Raw genomic sequence first — 19,556 nt, 5'->3', positions numbered from 1 at the left:
CTCGCATTCAGATGCATTTGAAATAATCGAAGGGCTCCAGACAGTCCCGGCAGCGATAGCTCGCCTTGCAGGGCGTCGATCCGAACTGGCTGACCTTTTCGGTCCGGGCGGAGCCGCAACGCGGACAGGAGACCGTCTGCGCCGCGCCGCCCGAGAGGCCTTCGATCTGTTTCAACAGCCTGCCCTCGGCTCCGGTGCCGTCGACGGGAGCCGCAATGCCGTAGCTTTCAAGCTTTTCGCGGCCCTCGGCGCTGATCCAGTCGGTGGTCCAGGCGGGCGAGAGCTGGCGTTCGAGCCTGACACTCTCGATGCCGTTCTCCTTGAGCTGCCGCTCGATATCGAGATTGATGACCGCCGTGGCGGGACAGCCCGAATAGGTCGGCGTCACCGTCACCACCAGCGTTTCACCATCCCAGCCGACGTTGCGGACGATGCCGAGGTCGGTCACGGAGATGACCGGAATTTCCGGGTCCGGCACTTGCGAGAGCCAGTGCCACACATCCGCGATCGAGGGGCGTATCGCCGTTGCCATGCGAGCCTCCTACCAGCTGGCGCCGGGATAGGCGCGCTGCAGGAACTGCATCTCGGCGAGCACATAACCGAGATGCTCCGTATGGAGGCCGCGCTTGCCGCCCCCGTGCATATAGCGGTCCTCCGGTTTTTCGAGCGTCGCCGCGCGAAGTGTCTCGGCGGCCAGCGCCTCCCAATCGGCCCTCAAGCTCTCCGGTTCCAGCGCGACGCCGGCAGCCGCAAGGGCGAGGTCGTGCGCCTCGCTCACGAACATCTCGCCGGTATAGGGCCAGAGATCGTCCAGCGCCTCCTGCATGCAGGCGTGGCTTTCCGCCGTTCCGTCGCCGAGGCGGATCACGAGATCGCGGCTCCGTTCGAAATGATGGGCCACCTCCTTCGACGCCTTCTCGGCTATCCCGGCAATGCGCGGCTCGCGGGAGCTGCGAAGGCCTTTCAGTGCGAGATAGTGCCATGCATCGAACAGGAACTGGCGCATCAGCGTCTCGCCGTAACCGCCGTTTGGCCGCTCGGTAAGCAGCAGGTTGCGGAAGTCTCGCACGTCGCGGAGATAGGCAAGATCGTCCGCGCTGCGGCCCCTTCCCTCGACCTCGCCTGCAAGGCCGAGCCAGAGCTGCGTCTGGCCGATGAGGTCGAGAGCCGTGTTGGCGAGCGCGATGTCCTCTTCGAGAGCCGGGGCGTGGCCGCACCATTCCGAAAGGCGATGGCCGAGGATCAGCGTATTGTCGCCCATGCCGAGCAGGAAATCGAAAAGCGCGGCCCGGTCGACGGCCGCCTGCATCGCGGTTGCCTGAACCATCACATATGCCCTGCCTCATCCGGAATATCGAAGAAAGTCGGGTGCCGGTAGACCTTCGCATTCGCAGGCTCGAACAAAGGGCCCTTTTCCGAGGGCGCGCTTGCCGCTATGTCGAACGAACGCACCACCCAGATGCTGACGCCCTCGTTGCGGCGGGTGTAGACGTCACGGGCGTTGTTGATGGCCATTTCGGCATCCGGCGCGTGCAGGCTGCCGACATGGCGATGGCTCAGGCCGTGCTGGCCGCGGATGAAGACTTCCCAGAGGGGCCATTCGCTGGACATAACGTTTCGCTCCCGATGTTCATTCGGCGGCGACCGGCTGCGCGCGACGAGCGGCCTTTTCGGCATGTGCCGTCAGGCCGTCCCGGAACCAGGCGCCGTCCTCCCAGGCCGTCCTGCGCGCGCCGAGGCGCTCGGCATTACAGGGGCCATTGCCGACGATCACCTCGAAGAATTCGTTCCAGTCCGGCTCGCCGAAATCGTAGCCGCCTTTTTCCTCGTTCCACTTCAGATCCGGATCGGGGATGGTCAGTCCGAGATATTCGGCTTGTGGTACCGTCTGGTCGACGAATTTCCGTCTGAGTTCGTCGTTGGAGTTCTGCTTGATCTTCCAGGCCATCGACTGGGCCGAGTGGACCGAGGCGTCGTCCGACGGGCCGAACATCATCAGCGACGGCCACCACCAGCGGTTCAGCGCGTCCTGCACCATGGCCTTCTGGGCAGGCGTGCCCTTCATCATCTTGATCAGGATGTCGTAGCCCTGCCGCTGATGGAAGCTCTCTTCCTTGCAGATGCGGATCATCGCGCGCGAATAGGGGCCGTAGGAACAGCGCTGCAGCGGGACCTGATTCATGATGGCCGCGCCGTCGACGAGCCAACCGATGGCACCGATATCCGCCCAGCTGAGCGTCGGATAATTGAAGATCGACGAATACTTGGCCTTGCCGGAATGGAGCTGCTCGTAAAGCGCGTCGCGGCTCACCCCCAGCGTCTCGGCGGCGCAGTAGAGGTAGAGACCATGCCCCGCCTCGTCCTGAACCTTGGCGAGCAGGATCGCCTTGCGCTCCAGCGTCGGCGCACGGGTGATCCAGTTGCCTTCGGGAAGCTGGCCGACGATCTCGGAATGGGCGTGCTGGCTGATCTGGCGGATGAGCGTCTTGCGATAGCCTTCGGGCATCCATTCCTTCGGCTCGATCTTCTGACCCGCGTCGATCCGCTCCTGGAAAGCGCGCTCTTGCGGGTCCATATCGTTGCGGCTTTTGACCCGAGGGGCATCCGTCTTCACCATTTGAGCATACATGCTGCTCTCTCCTCCGCCGGAGGCGTTCGGGAGTGATGTCGATGCAGTTCCTTTTGACCGATCGGTTAGAATTTAGCGCAGGACATGTCACACTTCAACGTCATTTATACATTTTTCTGTGACATTTAATGAATGAGATGGCGCGGGTATTTTCGCCCGTCTTCGTACGCGTCGCAGAATGAGGAACGAAGGAGCGCGGCAGGTTAACCGGGGCCGTCGGCTTTCCCAGGCGCAGTTTCGCCGCTCAGCATTTGAAGCCGATGCTCCGTCGCGCCGGTCGCCTTCGGCAGCGGACCGGTGAGCGTGACGCAGTTCCGCCCGACATGCAGGTCCGCCTGGAGAGACAGGCAGCGGTATAGCCGGGCGAACAGGCGGCGGGCCTCGTCGCCCGGCCAATCGGCGGGCAGAATTTCGGCTGGCAGGCGCGGCTCGCGGAGCGTCACGAAGCGGAACTGGTGTACCATGAGTAGGCGTGCAGAAAGGCACTCAGCGGGAGCAATCGCCCTTGCGGTATCCGGAAGATCGGCGAGCCTGCCGAAGCAGGCAAGGAACCGCCGGTAGGCCTGCGCGTGAGGTGCGAGGTCCCAACAGCTCGAGGCAAACGCCTTCAACTCGCTCGCGCCCTGGGCAGGCTCCGCGCGGAAGACCACGGCGGGCATGATCGCACTCGGGAACGGCCGCACGCCGACCGCGAGCCGGGGGCCAAGGCGCGCATGACCTGAGCGCTCGAGCACCTGCATCCGCTCCTCGGCCGACGAACCCATCAGCTGCACGAAGTGCCAGCTCGCTTCCTCCGGAGGTCCGAAGATCACCTGCGCCGCCGCGGCGAATTCCGCGCGTGCGGCATCCGTCAGCCGATAGAAGCTGCGCCGTCCCTCCCGTTCTCCGGCGAGCTGGCCGGCGGCGACAAGACGGGATACGGCGGTTCTCACAAGCGTCTCGCTGATGCCGACGCCGGCGCAGATCTCGATCAGGTTGCCGATCCAGATCGCGCCGCCGCGCGGCTCCACCACGTCGCCATAGATGGTAACGATGAAGCTTGCGGCCCTGAGCGGCGTTTCATCCAGAATTGCCCGGATGATCCTAGAGCCCTGCTCTGCCGAACTTTCGCCATTCGCCTGCATCCGACCGCCTTCCGAGCCCCACCCGCTGCGTGTTTTTAAACCGTAGCCGATTAAAGAACAAAAACATGCAGCAGATCAAAGCAAGCCAGCGCCGCGCGTCTGATCAGATGCGCGGCGCTGGCGTGAACGGTGCCAGCCTGTTGCGGTGTTCGCAACCGGCGGGGCCAATGCGGCGGGTGGCCTCGCGCCGTTTATTTCACCAGGGTCAACTTCACGCTGGCAATTCCAACAGCGACATTCAGTCGGGTCTGGCCGTCAATCTTCACCGGCTGCAGCGCGATTTCCTTTTTCGAGCCGACCAGGGATTTCGCGCCCAGCCCGAGCCCGGCCGCGAATTCGGCAGAAAGGCCGGAATAGTTGCCGGCAAGAGCGCCCTTGAGCTTGGTTTTCGGCTTCGCGTAGACCGACCACACGACGCGGCTCTCCGCCGTTACGCCGATATCGAGGCCCAGCTTGTCGATCGTGCCGCTATATTTGTAAGGCGACTTTTGTCCGTCTGCTTCGAAAACGCACGTCAGGGCTTTCGACGAACCCACGACCAGGCCGATACCTGCCGCAATGTCGCAGGAGAGTGTGCCGCGTTTTACGAACTCGGCCTGAGCCTGCCCCTTGGCCTCCTCGGCCGTCGCGCCGGACACTGCGATAGCGCTGAAAGCGAGGCCGCCAACTGTCGCGCGGATCAGGACGTTACGGAATCGTTCAATCATTAAAGCTTCCTTACTGTGGGTTACGGCCTTTGAGTCAGGCATTGTCGAAAGCAGGCTTGAAGCCGCTAAGACCAGTTTCGGAAAGCGCTGCCTGTCGCAAAACATCTTGCCTGCGTGCGCTCCGTATAGCCGCTGTCCCACATCTCCCAGACCACGTCTATTGGACTACGGGCTTGCGCCCGGTCTTAGGTCTTCACCCTGAAAACCCAGAAATCTCGAGTGCGCGGTTGCGCCAGTCCGCATAACGATGCGGCCCCGGAACCGATCGGTTCCGGGGCCGTCTGGTCGCCTGACCGGGAGAAGAAATCAGGCGGCCGCTACCTTCTTCGTCACACGCGCCCATTCCGGAATCCAGTCGCGGTGCGCCGCCAGCAGATCGTCAACGAGCGACCAGATCTGGTCGAGATCGAGCTCGGCGGCGGTATGCGGATCCATCATCGCCGCGTGATAGAGGTGCTCGCGGTTCTCGGTGACGAGCGCCTGTACAGTCAACTCCTGGACGTTGATGTTGGTGCGGATCAGGGCCGTGAGCTGCGGCGGCAAGGCGCCGATATAGGTCGGCTGGATACCGGAGGAATCGACGAGACAGGGCACTTCCGCCGCACAGTTTTCCGGCAGCGAGGTGATGCAGCCATTGTTCCTGAGGTTGCCGTAGATGACCGAAGGTTCGCCGGTCCAGACCGAATTCATGATCGAGGAGGCATATTCACGGCTCTCCGCGACTTCGATCGTCTCGGCTTCCTTGAAGGCGGCCGCCTGTCCCTTCCAGCGCTCGATCTGCTCGACGCAGCGCTTTGGATATTCATCGAGCGGAATGCCGAATTTCTCGATCAGATCGGGGCGCCCGTCCTTGATGAAGTAGGGCGTGTACTCGGCGAAATGCTCCGAGCTCTCGGTGACGAAGTAGCCGAGCCGCGTCAGCATTTCGTAGCGCACCTTGTTCGGGCACCGCGGATTCCAGTGGCTGGGCTTCGGGAAGCGGCCCTCGCGGTAACCGCGGATCAGGTCCGGATAGAGATCGCGATAGCTGCCGTCCTTCTGACGGTGCTCGAACTTCAGATAAAACGCCATGTGATTGATGCCGGCGGCGCGGTAGCGGATTTCTTCGACTGGAATGTCGAGGTCCCGGGCAAGCTCGAAGGCCGTGCCCTGCACCGAATGGCAGAGGCCCACCTGTTTGATCGCCGGATATTTCTCGGCGATCGCCCAGGTGTTTATCGCCATCGGATTCACATATTGCAGAAGGATCGCCTCGGGGCAGACCTCGAGCATGTCCTCGCAGATCTTCCACAGATGCGGCACGGTGCGGAGCCCGCGCATGATGCCGCCGACGCCCAGCGTGTCGGCGATCGTCTGACGCAGCCCGTATTTCTTGGGCACTTCGAAATCGGTGACGGTGCAGGGTTCGTAGCCGCCGATCTGGAAGGCGACGACGACGAAGTCCGCTCCTTCCAGAGCCTTGCGCTGGTTCGAATGGGTTTCGATCCTGGCATCGGCGCCCAGAGTGCGCGCCAGTTTGCCGGCGACGATCTCGCTTTCGGCGAGCCGCTCGGGGTTGACGTCCATCAAGGCGATGGTCGCGGCCGAAAGCGCCGGCCGCTGCAAAATGTCGCCGATGATGTTCTTCATGAAAACGGTGGAACCGGCGCCGATGAAAGTAATCCTGGGTCGTCTCGTCATGGGATAGCCTCTGTTTGATTCACGCGGCCACTTCGAAGGCGGCCTTAACCAGCCGCTTCGTGTAGGCAGTCTTGGAATTGTTGAGGATTTCGCTCACCGGCCCCTCTTCGACGATCTTGCCTTCCTGCATGACGACCACGCGGTGGCAGAGAGCGCGCACGACCTTCAGGTCGTGGGAGATGAAGAGATAGCTCAGGCCGCGCTCGTCCTGCAGCCGGCGCAGGAGTTCGATGATCTGCGCCTGCACCGAGAGGTCGAGCGCCGAAGTCGGCTCGTCCAGCAGGATGAATTCCGGTTCCAGCGCGACGGCGCGGGCGATCGCGATGCGCTGGCGCTGGCCGCCGGAGAATTCGTGCGGGAAGCGCGAAAGGATGTTCGAGGGCATGCCGGCGCTGACGAGCGCGTCCTCGACGCGCTTCAGCCTGTCCTTGCGGTTTTCGCCGATGCCGTTGACGATCAGACCCTCCTCTATGATCTGGCCGACCGACATTCGCGGGTTGAGCGAGGAGAAGGGATCCTGAAAGACGATCTGGATCTTCGAGCGAAGCGGCCGCATGCCCTTGCGGTCCTTGTCGTGGATCGGCTCGCCTTCGAAATAGATCTCGCCGCCATCGGTGTTGAGAAGCCGGATCAGCGCCTGACCGAAAGTGGTCTTGCCGGAACCGGACTCGCCCACCAGGCCGAGCGTTTCGTGCCGGCGAAGATTGAGGCTGAGCCCGTCGACCGCGACGAGCTCCTTGAATTCCGGCCTGAAGAACCCGCCCTTCTTCAGGGTGAAGGAGACACGGACATTGCGGCCGTCGAGCAGGATCGGCGCGTCGTCCGGCAACGGATTGGCAGAACCTGAGGGTTCGGAGGAAAGCAGCCGCCGCGTATAGGCGTGCTGCGGATCGGCAAACAGCGCCTCCGTCGTATTGTGTTCCTTCACCTCGCCGAGCTGCATGACATAGACGTAATCGGAGAATTGGCGGACCACCGTCAGGTCATGGGTGATCAGGATCACCGCCATGCCGAGCTCCTGCTGCAGCTTGCGGATGAGGTTGAGAATTTGCGCCTGCACCGTCACGTCGAGCGCCGTGGTCGGCTCGTCGGCAATCAGCACGTCCGGATCGTTGGCAAGCGCCATGGCGATCATCACGCGCTGGCGCTGACCGCCGGAAAGCTGATGCGGATACTGGTTGAGCCGTGCTTCCGGGTCGGGGATCTGGACATGACGCAAGAGCTCCAGCGCCCGCTCGGCGGCGGCGCGCCGGCTGACGCGGCGATGCGCCCGGATCGCTTCGATGATCTGGCTGCCGATCGTGTAGACCGGGTTCAGCGAGCTCATCGGCTCCTGGAAGATCATCGAGATACGATCGCCGCGCAGCGCCCGGCGCTCTCTCTTCGAGAGTTTCAACACGTCCCTGCCGTCATATTCGATGCGCGCCTGCGGCGCGATCGTAGCGCGCTTCGACAAGAGCCCCATGACGGTGCGCGCCGTCACCGACTTGCCGGAGCCGGATTCGCCGACGATCGCCACCGTCTCGCCGCGGTAAAGCTGAAAGGAGACGTCCTTCACCGCCTCGACCGTGCCGTTCTCGACCTTGAAGGATACAGCCACCTTTCGGGCATCGATCACCGGCCTCGCATCTTTCGTATCGCGGTCGCGCCGTTCCTCGGGTGCCGGGACAACACTTTCGATCGTTACCATCGGCATGCTCCTCAATAGGGGTCGATTGCGTCGCGCAGGCCGTCGCCCAGCGCATTGAAGGCGAAAACGGTGACGAGCACGAAGGCGACGGGCGAGAGGATCCAGGGATAGGAACCGATCGCGGAATAATTCGCCGTGTCCTGCAGCATCAGCCCCCAGGAGATCAGCGGCGGCTTGACCGCAAAGCCGAGGAAACCGAGGAACGATTCGAGCAGCACCACATGGGGGATGGCGAGCGTCACCGCGACGATGACGTGGCTCATCACGTTCGGGAAGATGTGCTGGAATATGATGCGCCGGTCCGTGGCGCCGATGGCGATCGCCGCCCGCACATATTCGATCCGGGCAAGCGCCAGGGTCTTGCCGCGCACCTCGCGCGACATCTGCGCCCAGCCGAGCGCGGACATCACGATGATGACGAAGGCGAGGAAGACGTTGGTCGGTGCGGTGACCGGGATCAGCGAGGCGAGCGCCAGATAGAGCGGCAACTGCGGAAAGGCGAGCACCAGCTCGACGAAACGCTGCACCCAGGCATCGAAGCGCCCGCCGAAATAGCCGGACACCATGCCGACGGTCGTCCCGACCACGGTGACGATGAAGACGACGGTGAGAGCAATCATCAGCGAGATGCGCGAGCCGTAGAGGATGCGGGACAGCACGTCGCGGCCGAATTTGTCGGTGCCGAGCAGATGCACCGGCGTACCGTCGACGGCGCCGAACAGATGCCGCTCGGCGGGGATCAGCCCGAAGAGCCTGTAGGGTGCGCCCTTGACGAAGAAGCCGAGAACCTGCGGGTTGTCGTAATCCGGTCCGATGATCGGCTGGAAGGTGACCGGATCGAGCTCCTCCGTCTCCCGCACCGGATAGCTCCTCGGCGGAAAGACGAAATTGCCCTCCTTGTCCCGGAAGCTGATCGTCTGCGGCTGCGCGAAGGCCACATCCGTCCCCTTCGGATCGACGGGCGACAGGAACTCGGCAAAGACCGCCATCAGGATCAGGAGGCAGACGAGGACAAGGCCAAGCAGGCCGGTCCACGAACGCTTCAGCCGCCGCCAGACGAGGGCGGAGTAGCTCTCGTGGTGGTGTTTTTCCCCGGGCTCGATCGCCACCGGAAGAGTTCCTTCGGCTTCGACGGTCATGCGTATACCCCCCCTCCCATGCGCACGCGCGGATCGAGCGCGGCGAGTATCATGTCGGCGATGATGTTGCCGACGATCAGCGTTGCGGAGAGGACCAGCATGAATGTCGCCGTCACATAGACGTCGCCCACCCACATGGAACCGACGATCGCCGGCCCGACGGTCGGCAGCGCGAAGATGATCGCCGTCTCGATCTCGCCGGTCAGCATGTAGGGAAGCACGACGCCCTGGTACATGATCAGCGGGTGCAAAGCGTTCGGCACCGCATGGCGCATGACGACCGCACCCTCGCTCAGGCCCTTGGCGCGTGCCGTTTCGACATATTGCGCGTTCAGCGTATCAAGGAGATTGCCCCGCATCACCCGCATATTGTAGGCGAGCCCGCCGAAGGTGGCGATCGCCACGACCGGCCAGACATGTTTGACCAGGTCGACGAACTTGTCCCAGGACCAGGGCGCCCCGCCATAGCGGGCGGAATGGAAGCTGTTGATCTCGCTCACATTGAAATGAAAGACGAGGATATAGACGATGATCAGCGCCATGAGAAAGCGCGGCACCGTCATGCCGAGAAACGATACGGTCGAAAGCAGACTGTCTATCCAGGAATATTGCCGCGTCGCCGCGATGATGCCGAAGGCGATGCCGATCACCGACGCCAGGATGTGGCAGACGAGCGCCAGCGCCAGCGTTCGCGGCAGGCGCTCGCCGACCACGTCGGCCACGGGCTTGTTGTAGTAGAGGCTGTGGCCGAAATCGCCTCGCGTCACGATGCCCGTTATCCAGTCGACGTACTGGATCGGCAGCGGCTTATCGAGGCCGTGCTCCTTGCGGTAGGCCTGCGCCTGAGCATCCGCCTCCTCGAAAGAAGCGCCGCCCTGATTGATGAGCTGCGAACGGATGTAGTCGCTGTAATCTCCCGGCGGCGCCTGGATGATGCCGAAGGTCACCACGCTCAGGACGAGCAGCACCGGAATGGCAGAGGCGATTCGGACAAGCAGAAATCTGAACATGCCGTTTCCTTCTGTCTCGAGTTCCGCGAGAGCCATGCCTGCATCGGCTCTCGGCGGCGTGAAGGGCTTGCACCCTCGCCGGCTCCTTTCCTCGGAGCCGGCGGAGGCGGTTCAGCTTCAGTTGATCGGGCCGCTTTCGCCCGGCTTGCCGGGAAGCTGCTCGGGATAGAGTTCGTAGTCGCCCTGCTTGTCGGCGGCAACGAAGACCCGTTCGCGGATGATCGTGTCTTCCGCCCAGTTGAACATGAAGATCGGCGCGCCCGGAGGAATGTTCGAGAAGCGCTTGTTGATGATCAGCGCGCCCGGATACTCCGTCAGGCCGACGGTATCGACATTGGTGGTGGCTACCTTCTGGTATTGCTTCATCAGCTCCGTTCGCTCGTCATTGTCGTTGCTGGCGATGAACTTGTTGACGATGTCGACGAGCTCCTGCTCGTGGGGCATGACATCGACTTCGCCGCCTTCCGGAGCGCGGTGATGCCAGCTCGTGCGCGGGCCGGTCGGGGCGAGCTGAGGCGTGTTCTGCACCACGGAAGCAAATTCGGCCGTGTTGCGATGAATCATCCAATCGAAGCGGCCGGCATAATTGGCGGCGTCCCGCTGCTTGCCGTCGAGTGCATTGAGGACGACCCGGAGCCCGAGCTTCTCCATCTGCCCCACCATCCCTTCGGCAAGATTACGGTCGGTGCTGTAGTCGGAATTGACGAGCAGAACAATTTCGACGTCGCGGCCGCCAAGCTTGTCGGCCGGGAAATTGACGAAGCCGTTGCCGTCCGTGTCCTTGAGCCCCACCTTTTCGAGAAGCGCCTTGGCGCCTTCGAGATCGTGGGGGTAGTAGATGGTGGAGTTCCGGTCGTAGAAGCTCGTGCCGGAGGAAAGCCCGCCCGGATAGATCGCCGTGAAGGGACCCTTCACCAGGGCTTCGCCAAGCTTCTTGCGGTCGACCGCCATGGTGACGGCCTTGCGGAAGTCCAGGTTGCGGTTGAGCTCTCGCACCGCCTTAGCGCGTTCGTCCGGGTCTCCCCAGCCATTGCCGGAGAAGTTCATGTGCATGTTATAGCCGATGACGCGCGGACCGAAGGCAAGCCGCGCCGGGGCGCTCTCATTGGCGGCGCGCTTCAGCGATTCCACGAAGTTTTCCGGCTGTTCGAGGTTCGAAATGTCGCCCGAACCCGCGATCGCCTGCACGTCGCGGTCGGCCCAGGTCGACAGCTTGTAATGGACTTCGTTCAGATAGGGGAGCTGATTGCCGGCCTCGTCGACCTTCCAGTAATAGGGATTGCGGCGCAGCACGATGATGTCGTCAGGACGATAGGCGACCGGCACCCATGCACCCATCACCGGAAGGTTCATATATTCGGCGGGGAAGCCGTTCTTGTATTCGTTGTAGGTCGTGCCGGCATATTTCGGATGCTTGGTCTTGAGGATATGCGACGGGCCGGGGCAGAAGGTACCGTAGGCCATCGCGAAAAGATGCTGGCGCGGGAAGGCCTCCTTGAAAGCCCATTCGACCGTATACTGGTCTATCTTCTTGAGCGTCGTGCCCTCGCCGAAGGTTTCGGGCGTCGCCCCGTTCAAGGGTGAAACGCTCGAGTCAAGGACATTGTCCTCCCAGTAGAACATGACGTCATCGGCATCGAAGGGATCGCCGTCCGACCATTTCGCGCCTTCGATCAGATGCATGGTCAGCTTGCGTCCGTCCTCCGACCAATCCCAGCTTTTCGCGAGATTCGGCAGCGGCTCCATATCGTCCGCCTCGACCTGGAAGAGCGGCGCGGTGCGCGTCAGGCACTCGAACATGCCGATGTCGATGCCGCCCCACCCTTGAGTCTGGCCTGCGCTGTAATTCCAGCCTTCCGGCCGGCCGCCGATCACGTGGCGCATGACATCGCCATAGACGCCCATGCCGTCGGGCATGTTGCCGGTCTTGTAGACCATCGGTTCCTTCGGAAGCCGCTCGGCCACCGGCGGCAGCTTGCCGGCCTTGACGAATTTCTCGGTGACCCATTCGGGCTCCCTGTATTCGGGCAGCGCCTTGAACTCGAGAATGGAATCGCGCGATACATAGGTGACCTTGCCCTGCGCGGGAAAGGGCGGCTGCTCCGGCACCACGGTCGGCTCGGATGCGAAGGCCTGCACGGCAAAGGCGGATATGCCGATCAGCAGGCTCGCGGTCATATTCAGTCGATGCGTTTTCATGTCCCAGGTTCTCCCTCCTGTCTTCGCCGGGCCGGCGCGGCCGGCGCTCCTCTTCCTTCGTGGCACTCGCGTCTCCTCACGCAGGTGACCTCGCGCATTACCTCAATTTGCGGGCGCTTTGCCCTGCTATCCGCCCCGACCGGGGGATTGCCTCTCATTCGGCCTGCCGGCCACCTTCTCCCCGCGAGTGGAGAGAAGGGGACTAGCAGCGCTCGCCGAAGTCCCCTCTCCCCGCCTGCGGGGAGAGGGTTAGGGTGAGGGGCAATTCCGGGCAGAGGTAGCCACTCTTCTACCCAGCCACGCGCAGCTTCGCCGCTTCCTTCTCCGCGCGGATCTCCTCGATCGAGCGCACTTCGCGCCGAGCGGCGCCCTTCCACTCCCGGGTGGCGACCGTAGCGCGGGCGAGCCTTTCCTTGGCAGCGTCGATCGCATGGGCATATTGCGGCAGCCATTTGGCCTGCGCGACGACCATTTCGTCGACCATCTGCCAGACTTCCTCCGGCGTGCAGATGGCGCCGACCAGCGGGTCGTGCAGCACGGCGAGCTTCAGAAGATCGATGTCGCCGGTGATCGCCGCATGAACGGACATGCGCTGGACGTTGACCGACGAGATGCAGGTGGCCGCACAGGCCTCAGGCAATGTGATGCCTGCCACCATGTTGATGCCGAAACGATCGACGAAGCCGGGCGATTCGATGATCGCATCCGCCGGAAGGTTGGTGATCACGCCGTCGTTCTTGACGTTGAAGTGGCCGCGATAGACCCGACCCGTCTCCAGCGCTTCGAGGATGCGGCTCGCATGTTCGTTCGAGCGCCTGATCGTTTCCAGCGGCCGGCCCGCCTCTTCGAGGAAGCGCGGATATTCGGTCTCGAACCAGTTGCGGGTCTCGGTCGAATAGCGGAGATACCCGCCGGTCTCCCCATGGATCCAGTCCGACATGTCGATCCATCTGGAGATCTCGTCCGGACGCTTGCGATACCAGGGCAGGTATTCGGACAGGTGTCCGTTGCTTTCGGTCGAATAGACGCCGAAGCGCTTCAACACGTCGATCCGAAGCTTCTCCTGCTTTGAAAAGACGGGATGCGCCTCGAAGGCGGCGACGAGTTCGTCCTTGCCGACCTTGCGGCCGTTGAGGCGGATATCGACGAACCATGTCTGGTGGTTGATGCCGGAGCAGATGTAGTCGAGCTCGCCTTCCCTGGCGCCGAGAATCTCGGCGATCTGCTCGGCCCCGTGCTGGACGCCGTGGCAGAGACCGACCGTGTCGACCTTGCCGTATTCGATCGCCGCCCAGGTGTTCATCGCCATCGGGTTGGCATAGTTGAGGAACTTGGCGCCGGGCTCGGCCACTTCGCGGATGTCCTTGCAGAAATCGAGGATCACCGGAATGTTGCGCTGACCGTAGAGAATGCCGCCGGCGCAGATCGTGTCGCCGACGCATTGGTCGACGCCGTATTTCAGCGGTATGCGGATATCGTCGGCATAGGCCTCGAGGCCGCCGACGCGCACGCAGCTGATGATGTAGCGCGCGCCCTCCAGCGCCTTGCGGCGGTCGATCGTCGCGGTTACCCGCGTGGGCAGTTTGTTCGCCTCGACGATCCGGTCGAGGATGGACTTGATCATGGCGAGGTTGTGCTCGCTCAGATCCGTCAACGCGAACTCGACGTCCCGGAGCTCCGGCACGGAAACGATGTCGGTGAAGAGCTTCTTGGTGAAGCCGATGCTGCCGGCGCCGATGATGGCGATCTTAAAGCTGGCCATGGCCGTGCTATTCCTCCTCAGACTGCGACCTTCGCGCTAAAAGGGTAAAATCAATTCATTGAACTGGCCGGGATCGGCGAAGCGGTGCCCTCCTCGGCAAACCCTCGTCAAACGCCGTGGCAACCGCATGTCTTGCGCGATCTGGGGGCATTATGTGTATAATCGGATGCACGACTAGAGAGGTATTGTGCTTTCATGGGTAATTCTATGCTGCAGCAACTGATCGCCCGGGGACCCGCGATGCGGACGGTCTCGCTGCCGCGGGGACGCCAGAACCTGCACACCATGCCGACGAGCACCGGCTACGAGATCAGGACCGATGCAAGCTACGATTGGGACGGTCGCAAGCGCGGCCAAACCCCGTTCACCGTGCTGCAGTACACGATCGGCGGGGCCGGCAACCTGCGATATGAAAACCGCAGTCACCGCGTGCGTCCGGGCGAGACGCTGCTCCTGCTCGTGCCCCACAATCATCGCTATTGGCTTGAGGAAGGCGGGCGCTGGGAGTTCTTCTGGATCTCCATGAACGGCGAGGAGGCGCTGAGGATCCACCGCGCCATTCTCGCCGTCACCGGTCCCATCATAAGGTTGCAGCCGGAAACCGTCGAACATCTTGCCGACTGCAGCCTGCGCCTCATGGCCGGCGGCGACACCCCGGGCAGCGCCTCGGCGATCGCCTATGAGGCGGCAATGGCGCTTTATGACGACGTGTTCGGATCGCATCCGGTCCTCAGTGAGGAATACCGGAAGATGCAGCACGTGATCGATCATGTTCTGGGCAATCTCGACAAGCCCCTTCCGGTCGAGGAGCTCGCGCGCATTTCGGGCCTGAGCCGCGCCCATTTCTCCCGAGTCTTCGCCGCCAGCGAAGGCATGCCGCCGGCGGAATTCGTGCTGCAGAAGCGCCTGCAAAGGGCGGTAAAGCTGCTGACCAAGACCGCGGACCTGCCGGTCAAGGAAGTCGCCATCCTGTCCGGCTTCGAGGACCCCAACTACTTCGCCAAGGTATTCCGCCGCGTCTTCGGCGCGAGCCCGACCGAGTTCCGCACCACAGGCATGTATGCGAGCGTATCTACCACAGGCCGCAATGCGAGGACCAACGAATCCGTGACCACCTTGGCTGCGGCTAGCGATTGAAAAAGCCGCGATAAAAATTTACTAAACAGGATACTCGAGCGCGGCACGGCAGAAGGACAGGCGGAACCGAATGGTCACAATCAAGGAAATCGCGTCGGCCGTCGGCGTATCGTCGGCAACCGTCTCACGCGTCCTCAACTATGACCCGACGCTGTCGATCTCGAACAGGAAACGCCAGGCGATCATCGAAACGGCGGAGGCGCTCAACTATGCGACGCCGCGCAATCGCAGCCGCGCCGGAGCGCATGGCGTCGGCGTCGGGCTGAAGATCGCGCTCGTGCATTTTCTCGACCCCGCCCAGGAACTCGCCGATCCCTACTATGTCGGCGTCCGCCTCGGCATCGAAAGCCGCTGCCAGGCGCTGAAGAGCGAAGTCGTCAAGGTCTTCCTCACCGGCAACCCTCCGGAAGCGACGATCCTGGAGGGCGCCTCCGGGGTCGTGGCCGTCGGCCACTATTACGGCGACGAGCTCGAATGGCTGCGCCGCCACAGCCGCCACCTCGTCTTTGCCGATTACGCACCGGCCGGAGACATGGAGGACACCGTGCTCAGCGACGTGTCGCTGGCGATGACCCGGCTCCTGGAGGCGGTGCATGCCATGGGCTACCGGCGCATCGGCTTCATCGGCTGGATCGACGCTTTCTACGGGCCCGACAACATCCATTCGGAGCGCCGTTGCCGCACCTATATCGACTGGATGACCAAGGCCGGGCTTTATGATCCGGAATTGTGCATGGTCGAGCCGATGACGCCCGACAGCGGCTACAAGCTTGCCAGGGCGATGCTATCGAAGCCCAATCCACCGAAGATCCTCATCACCTGCAACGACAATATGGCGCTGGGCGCCTACAGGGCCATCCACGAGATGGGGCTCAGAATTCCCGAAGATATCGCGGTCGCGAGCTTCAACGACATTCCGGTCGCGCAGTTTCTCGGGCCGCCGCTTTCCACGGTGAAGATTCCGGCGGAGCTCATCGGCGAAACCGCCGTCGACCTGCTGCTGGAGCGCCTTTCGGGCCGAGAGGTCGCCAAGAAGGTGGTTTTCGGCACGGAAATCGTCTGGCGCGGCAGCACGCCGGCACCGGCCGAGACAGCGAACAAGGAAGATGACATGGCGGGCCGGTTCTAAAAATCCCGGGGCGAAATCAACGCGACCCCGTCGTGGCGATACCCGCAAAGTCGCGTGTAGCCCATCGCCGCCATTCACGCTGGCAATAGCGCATCGGGCGCCGCCAGGCGCGAGCGTGACGGCTCACGTGCTTTCAAAGCACGCGTCGCAAGTGCCAAGTAAAAATTTACTGAAAATAATTGCGCCCACTCGAGTTTTGAGAAATACTCGCCGCCGGGACAGAGAGGACTGTCTCGGGGAACACGATTTCGGGAGGAAACAATGGACATTCAGGCGCGTGCCTATCTGCCGCGTATCGCCGCTCTGGCTCTCGCGGGCGCAAGCTTCCTGGGGGTTACCGCGGCGCAGGCCAAGGAAATCACCATCTGGTGCTGGGACCCGAATTTCAATGTCGCGATCATGAAGGAGGCGGGCGCCCGCTATACGAAAACGCATCCGGACATCACCTTCAACATCGTCGATTTCGCCAAGCTCGACGTCGAGCAGAAGCTGCAGACCGGGCTTTCGTCCGGCACTGCCGACGCGCTCCCCGACATCGTGCTCATCGAGGATTACGGCGCTCAGAAATACCTTCAATCCTTCCCGGGCGCCTTCGCGCCTTTGTCCGGCACCGTCGATTATTCCGGTTTCGCCCCCTACAAGGTCGAGCTCATGACGCTCGACGGGCAAGTCTACGGAATGCCCTTCGATTCCGGCGTCACGGGTCTTTATTACCGCAAGGATTATCTGGAAGCCGCCGGCTTCAAGCCGCAGGACATGCAGGATCTCACCTGGGACCGCTTCATCGAGATCGGAAAGCAGGTCGAAGAGAAGACCGGCAAGAAGATGATGGGCCTCGACCCGAACGACGCCGGTCTCGTGCGCATCATCATGCAGTCGGCCGGGCAATGGTATTTCGACAAGGAAGGCAAGCCGAACATCACCGGCAATGGGGCATTGAAGGCGGCGCTCGAAACCATCGGCAAGATCATGCAGGCGAATATCTACAAGCCTGCCAACGGCTGGTCCGACTGGGTGGGCACCTTCACCTCCGGCGACGTCGCGACCGTCGTCACGGGCGTCTGGATCACCGGCACCGTCAAAGCGCAGCCGGACCAGTCCGGCAACTGGGGCGTCGCCCCCATTCCGGCGCTCTCGATCGAAGGCGCGACGCATGCCTCCAATCTCGGCGGCTCCAGCTGGTACGTGCTCGAAAGCTCCGAGGAGAAGGCGGAGGCCATCGACTTCCTGAACGAGATCTACGCCAAGGACATCGATTTCTATCAGAAGATCCTCCAGGACCGCGGTGCGGTCGGCTCGCTGCTCGCCGCCCGCGGCGGCGCGGCCTATGAGGCGGCAGACCCCTTCTTCGGCGGCGAGAAGGTCTGGCAGAACTTCTCCGACTGGCTGGCGAAGGTCCCCTCGGTCAATTACGGCATCTTCACCAACGAGGCGGACCTCGCCGTCACTGCGCAACTCCCGGCCGTGACGCAGGGCACACCGGTCGACGAGGTGCTGCAGGCGATCGAGGCCGAGGTCAGCGCACAGATCCAGTGATGCGGTGGATGGCGGCGGGCATGCGCCCGCTGTTTCCGGCCGCGGCTCTTGCCGCGGCCAAATTTCCGGCTGTCCGGCCTTCCAGGAGGGGAACATGGTTCGAGCGCGCCGCGGTATCGGCCGATATTACGACGTCAATGGCTGGCTGTTCGTCGCGCCGGCCCTCGGGCTGATCGCCCTGTTCATGGTCTATCCCATCGCGTGGTCCCTCTGGATGTCGTTCCAGTCCGGCCGCGGCATGACCATGAAGTTCGCGGGCTTCGCGAACATCGTTCGGCTCTGGAACGATCCGGTCTTCATCAAGGCCCTCACCAACACGATGACCTATTTCGTCGTGCAGGTGCCGATCATGATCCTGCTCGCGCTGATCCTGGCGTCGCTCCTCAACAACCCGCGGCTCGTGGGCCGAGGGGTTTTCCGCACGGCGATCTTCCTGCCCTGCGTCAGTTCGCTGGTCGCCTATTCGGTGCTCTTCAAGGGCATGTTCGCAACCGACGGGATCGTCAATTCGACGCTCCAGGCGATCGGTCTCGTCGCCTCGCCCATTCCGTGGCTGACGCATCCCTTCTGGGCGAAGGTTCTCGTCATTCTTGCCATCACCTGGCGCTGGACCGGCTACAACATGATCTTCTATCTTGCGGCGCTTCAGAACATCGACAGGTCGATCTACGAGGTGGCGCGCATCGACGGCGTTCCGGCCTGGGCGCGCTTCACCCACCTCACCATCCCTCTGCTGAAGCCCGTCATCCTCTTCACGACAGTCATTTCGACGATCGGCACGCTGCAGCTTTTCGACGAGGTCTACAACCTGACCGAGGGCAAGGGCGGCCCGTCCAATGCCACGCTCACCTTGTCGCTCTACATCTACAACCTGACCTTCCGCTTCATGCCGAATCTCGGTTATGCGGCGACGGTCTCCTATGTCATCGTCGTCCTCGTCGCGCTCCTCGCCTTCGTGCAGTTCTTCGCAGCAAGGGAGCGTGACCGATGAACGGATTTGGACGTTTCGCGGCAATGGCGGCCACCTATGGCTTCCTCGGCCTGATGGCCTTCCTCTCCGTCTTTCCGTTCATCTGGATGGTGCTCGGCGCAACCAATTCATCGATAGACATCATCAAGGGCAAGCTCCTGCCGGGCGCAGCCTTTGCCACCAATGTCGGCAACTTCTTCACGCTGGTAAACGTGCCGCTCGTCTTCTGGAACTCGGCGAAGATCGCGATCCTTGCGACCGTGCTCACGCTCGCGGTCTCCTCGCTCGCCGGTTACGGCTTCGAGATGTTCCGCTCGCGAAGACGCGAGCGCGTCTACCGGGCGATGCTGCTCACCCTTATGATCCCCTTCGCCGCGCTGATGATCCCGCTCTTCGTCATCATGGGCAAGGCGGGTCTCATCAACACGCATCTCGCCGTCGTCCTGCCGACGATCGGCTCGGCCTTCGTCATCTTCTACTTCCGGCAGAGCACCAAGGCCTTCCCCTCCGAGCTCCGCGACGCGGCCAAGGTCGACGGGCTCAAGGAATGGCAGATCTTCCTCTTCATCTACGTACCGGTCATGCGTTCGACCTATGCGGCCGCCTTCGTCATCGTCTTCATGACCGCGTGGAACAACTATCTCTGGCCGCTGATCGTGCTCCAGACCAACGAAACCAAGACGATCACGCTGGTCATCTCGTCGCTCGCCTCCGCCTACTACCCCGATTACGGCGTGGTCATGGTCGGGACGATTCTCGCGACATTGCCGACCCTAGCCGTTTTCTTCTTCATGCAACGCCAGTTCGTCCAGGGCATGCTGGGCTCAGTCAAATAGGAACGATG

At 62.5% G+C, this 19,556-nt stretch carries 17 protein-coding genes; 5 read left to right on the top strand and 12 right to left on the bottom strand.

What is annotated here, in order from left to right; genetic code table 11:
• Positions 1 to 7 precede the first annotated feature (7 nt).
• From paaD to ACFHWW_RS29885, 12 genes are all read right to left on the bottom strand, one after another.
• Complete coding sequence (gene paaD, locus ACFHWW_RS29940) at positions 8 to 532, bottom strand: 1,2-phenylacetyl-CoA epoxidase subunit PaaD (protein WP_379942867.1); 525 nt, start codon at positions 530 to 532, stop codon at positions 8 to 10.
• Positions 533 to 541: 9 nt separating this feature from the next.
• On the bottom strand, positions 542 to 1,327 hold the full coding sequence (gene paaC / locus ACFHWW_RS29935) for a 1,2-phenylacetyl-CoA epoxidase subunit PaaC (protein WP_379942865.1): 786 nt from the start codon (positions 1,325 to 1,327) through the stop codon (positions 542 to 544).
• Complete coding sequence (paaB, locus tag ACFHWW_RS29930) at positions 1,327 to 1,611, bottom strand: 1,2-phenylacetyl-CoA epoxidase subunit PaaB (protein ID WP_379942863.1); 285 nt, start codon at positions 1,609 to 1,611, stop codon at positions 1,327 to 1,329. Before paaB ends, paaC begins: the two co-directional genes overlap by 1 nt.
• A 19-nt stretch (positions 1,612 to 1,630) precedes the next feature.
• Complete coding sequence (gene paaA / locus ACFHWW_RS29925) at positions 1,631 to 2,629, bottom strand: 1,2-phenylacetyl-CoA epoxidase subunit PaaA (RefSeq protein WP_379942861.1); 999 nt, start codon at positions 2,627 to 2,629, stop codon at positions 1,631 to 1,633.
• Positions 2,630 to 2,832: 203 nt separating this feature from the next.
• The gene (gene paaX / locus ACFHWW_RS29920; RefSeq protein ID WP_379942859.1) at positions 2,833 to 3,753 is read right to left on the bottom strand and encodes a phenylacetic acid degradation operon negative regulatory protein PaaX; all 921 of its coding nucleotides are present in this window, start codon (positions 3,751 to 3,753) and stop codon (positions 2,833 to 2,835) included.
• 191 nt (positions 3,754 to 3,944) lie between these two features.
• The gene (locus ACFHWW_RS29915) at positions 3,945 to 4,565 is read right to left on the bottom strand and encodes a DUF992 domain-containing protein (RefSeq protein ID WP_379942857.1); all 621 of its coding nucleotides are present in this window, start codon (positions 4,563 to 4,565) and stop codon (positions 3,945 to 3,947) included.
• Between the two features lie 201 nt (positions 4,566 to 4,766).
• Positions 4,767 to 6,140: an alpha-glucosidase/alpha-galactosidase gene (locus ACFHWW_RS29910; RefSeq protein ID WP_018096068.1), complete on the bottom strand. Its 1,374-nt coding sequence runs from the start codon at positions 6,138 to 6,140 to the stop codon at positions 4,767 to 4,769.
• 19 nt (positions 6,141 to 6,159) lie between these two features.
• On the bottom strand, positions 6,160 to 7,830 hold the full coding sequence (locus ACFHWW_RS29905) for an ABC transporter ATP-binding protein (RefSeq protein WP_379942855.1): 1,671 nt from the start codon (positions 7,828 to 7,830) through the stop codon (positions 6,160 to 6,162).
• An 11-nt stretch (positions 7,831 to 7,841) separates the two neighbouring features.
• Positions 7,842 to 8,969 carry an ABC transporter permease gene (locus tag ACFHWW_RS29900; protein ID WP_379942853.1) on the bottom strand — a complete coding sequence of 376 codons (1,128 nt, stop codon included), beginning with the start codon at positions 8,967 to 8,969 and terminating at the stop codon, positions 7,842 to 7,844.
• Positions 8,966 to 9,979 carry an ABC transporter permease gene (locus tag ACFHWW_RS29895; RefSeq protein WP_379942851.1) on the bottom strand — a complete coding sequence of 338 codons (1,014 nt, stop codon included), beginning with the start codon at positions 9,977 to 9,979 and terminating at the stop codon, positions 8,966 to 8,968. The genes ACFHWW_RS29900 and ACFHWW_RS29895 overlap by 4 nt, the downstream gene beginning before the upstream one ends.
• A gap of 117 nt (positions 9,980 to 10,096) precedes the next feature.
• Entirely contained in the window at positions 10,097 to 12,178 is a 2,082-nt protein-coding gene (locus ACFHWW_RS29890) for an ABC transporter substrate-binding protein (RefSeq protein ID WP_100671077.1), read from the bottom strand.
• Between the two features lie 289 nt (positions 12,179 to 12,467).
• Positions 12,468 to 13,940, bottom strand: a complete 1,473-nt coding sequence (locus ACFHWW_RS29885) for an alpha-glucosidase/alpha-galactosidase (RefSeq protein ID WP_379942849.1) — start codon at positions 13,938 to 13,940, stop codon at positions 12,468 to 12,470.
• 195 nt (positions 13,941 to 14,135) lie between these two features.
• Between ACFHWW_RS29885 and ACFHWW_RS29880 the strand changes: the two genes are divergently transcribed.
• The 5 genes from ACFHWW_RS29880 (at position 14,136) to ACFHWW_RS29860 (ending at position 19,548) form a co-directional block, all read left to right on the top strand.
• Positions 14,136 to 15,077 (top strand): AraC family ligand binding domain-containing protein, encoded by a 942-nt coding sequence (locus ACFHWW_RS29880; protein WP_379942847.1) that lies wholly within the window; start codon positions 14,136 to 14,138, stop codon positions 15,075 to 15,077.
• A 70-nt stretch (positions 15,078 to 15,147) separates the two neighbouring features.
• Positions 15,148 to 16,206 (top strand): LacI family DNA-binding transcriptional regulator, encoded by a 1,059-nt coding sequence (locus ACFHWW_RS29875; protein WP_379942845.1) that lies wholly within the window; start codon positions 15,148 to 15,150, stop codon positions 16,204 to 16,206.
• 261 nt (positions 16,207 to 16,467) lie between these two features.
• Positions 16,468 to 17,742 carry an ABC transporter substrate-binding protein gene (locus tag ACFHWW_RS29870; protein WP_379942843.1) on the top strand — a complete coding sequence of 425 codons (1,275 nt, stop codon included), beginning with the start codon at positions 16,468 to 16,470 and terminating at the stop codon, positions 17,740 to 17,742.
• Positions 17,743 to 17,836: 94 nt separating this feature from the next.
• Positions 17,837 to 18,733, top strand: a complete 897-nt coding sequence (locus tag ACFHWW_RS29865; protein ID WP_018096059.1) for a carbohydrate ABC transporter permease — start codon at positions 17,837 to 17,839, stop codon at positions 18,731 to 18,733.
• A complete protein-coding gene (locus tag ACFHWW_RS29860; RefSeq protein WP_018096058.1) occupies positions 18,730 to 19,548 on the top strand; it encodes a carbohydrate ABC transporter permease in 819 nt (272 codons plus the stop codon). Before ACFHWW_RS29865 ends, ACFHWW_RS29860 begins: the two co-directional genes overlap by 4 nt.
• Positions 19,549 to 19,556: the final 8 nt, after the last annotated feature.

The sequence above is a fragment of the Sinorhizobium sp. P24N7 genome, from assembly GCF_042436655.1.
Classification (GTDB): Bacteria; Pseudomonadota; Alphaproteobacteria; order Rhizobiales; family Rhizobiaceae; genus Sinorhizobium; species Sinorhizobium meliloti_A.
Note: the sequence above shows the minus strand (reverse complement) of the source record. Positions and strands in the feature narration are given on the sequence as shown.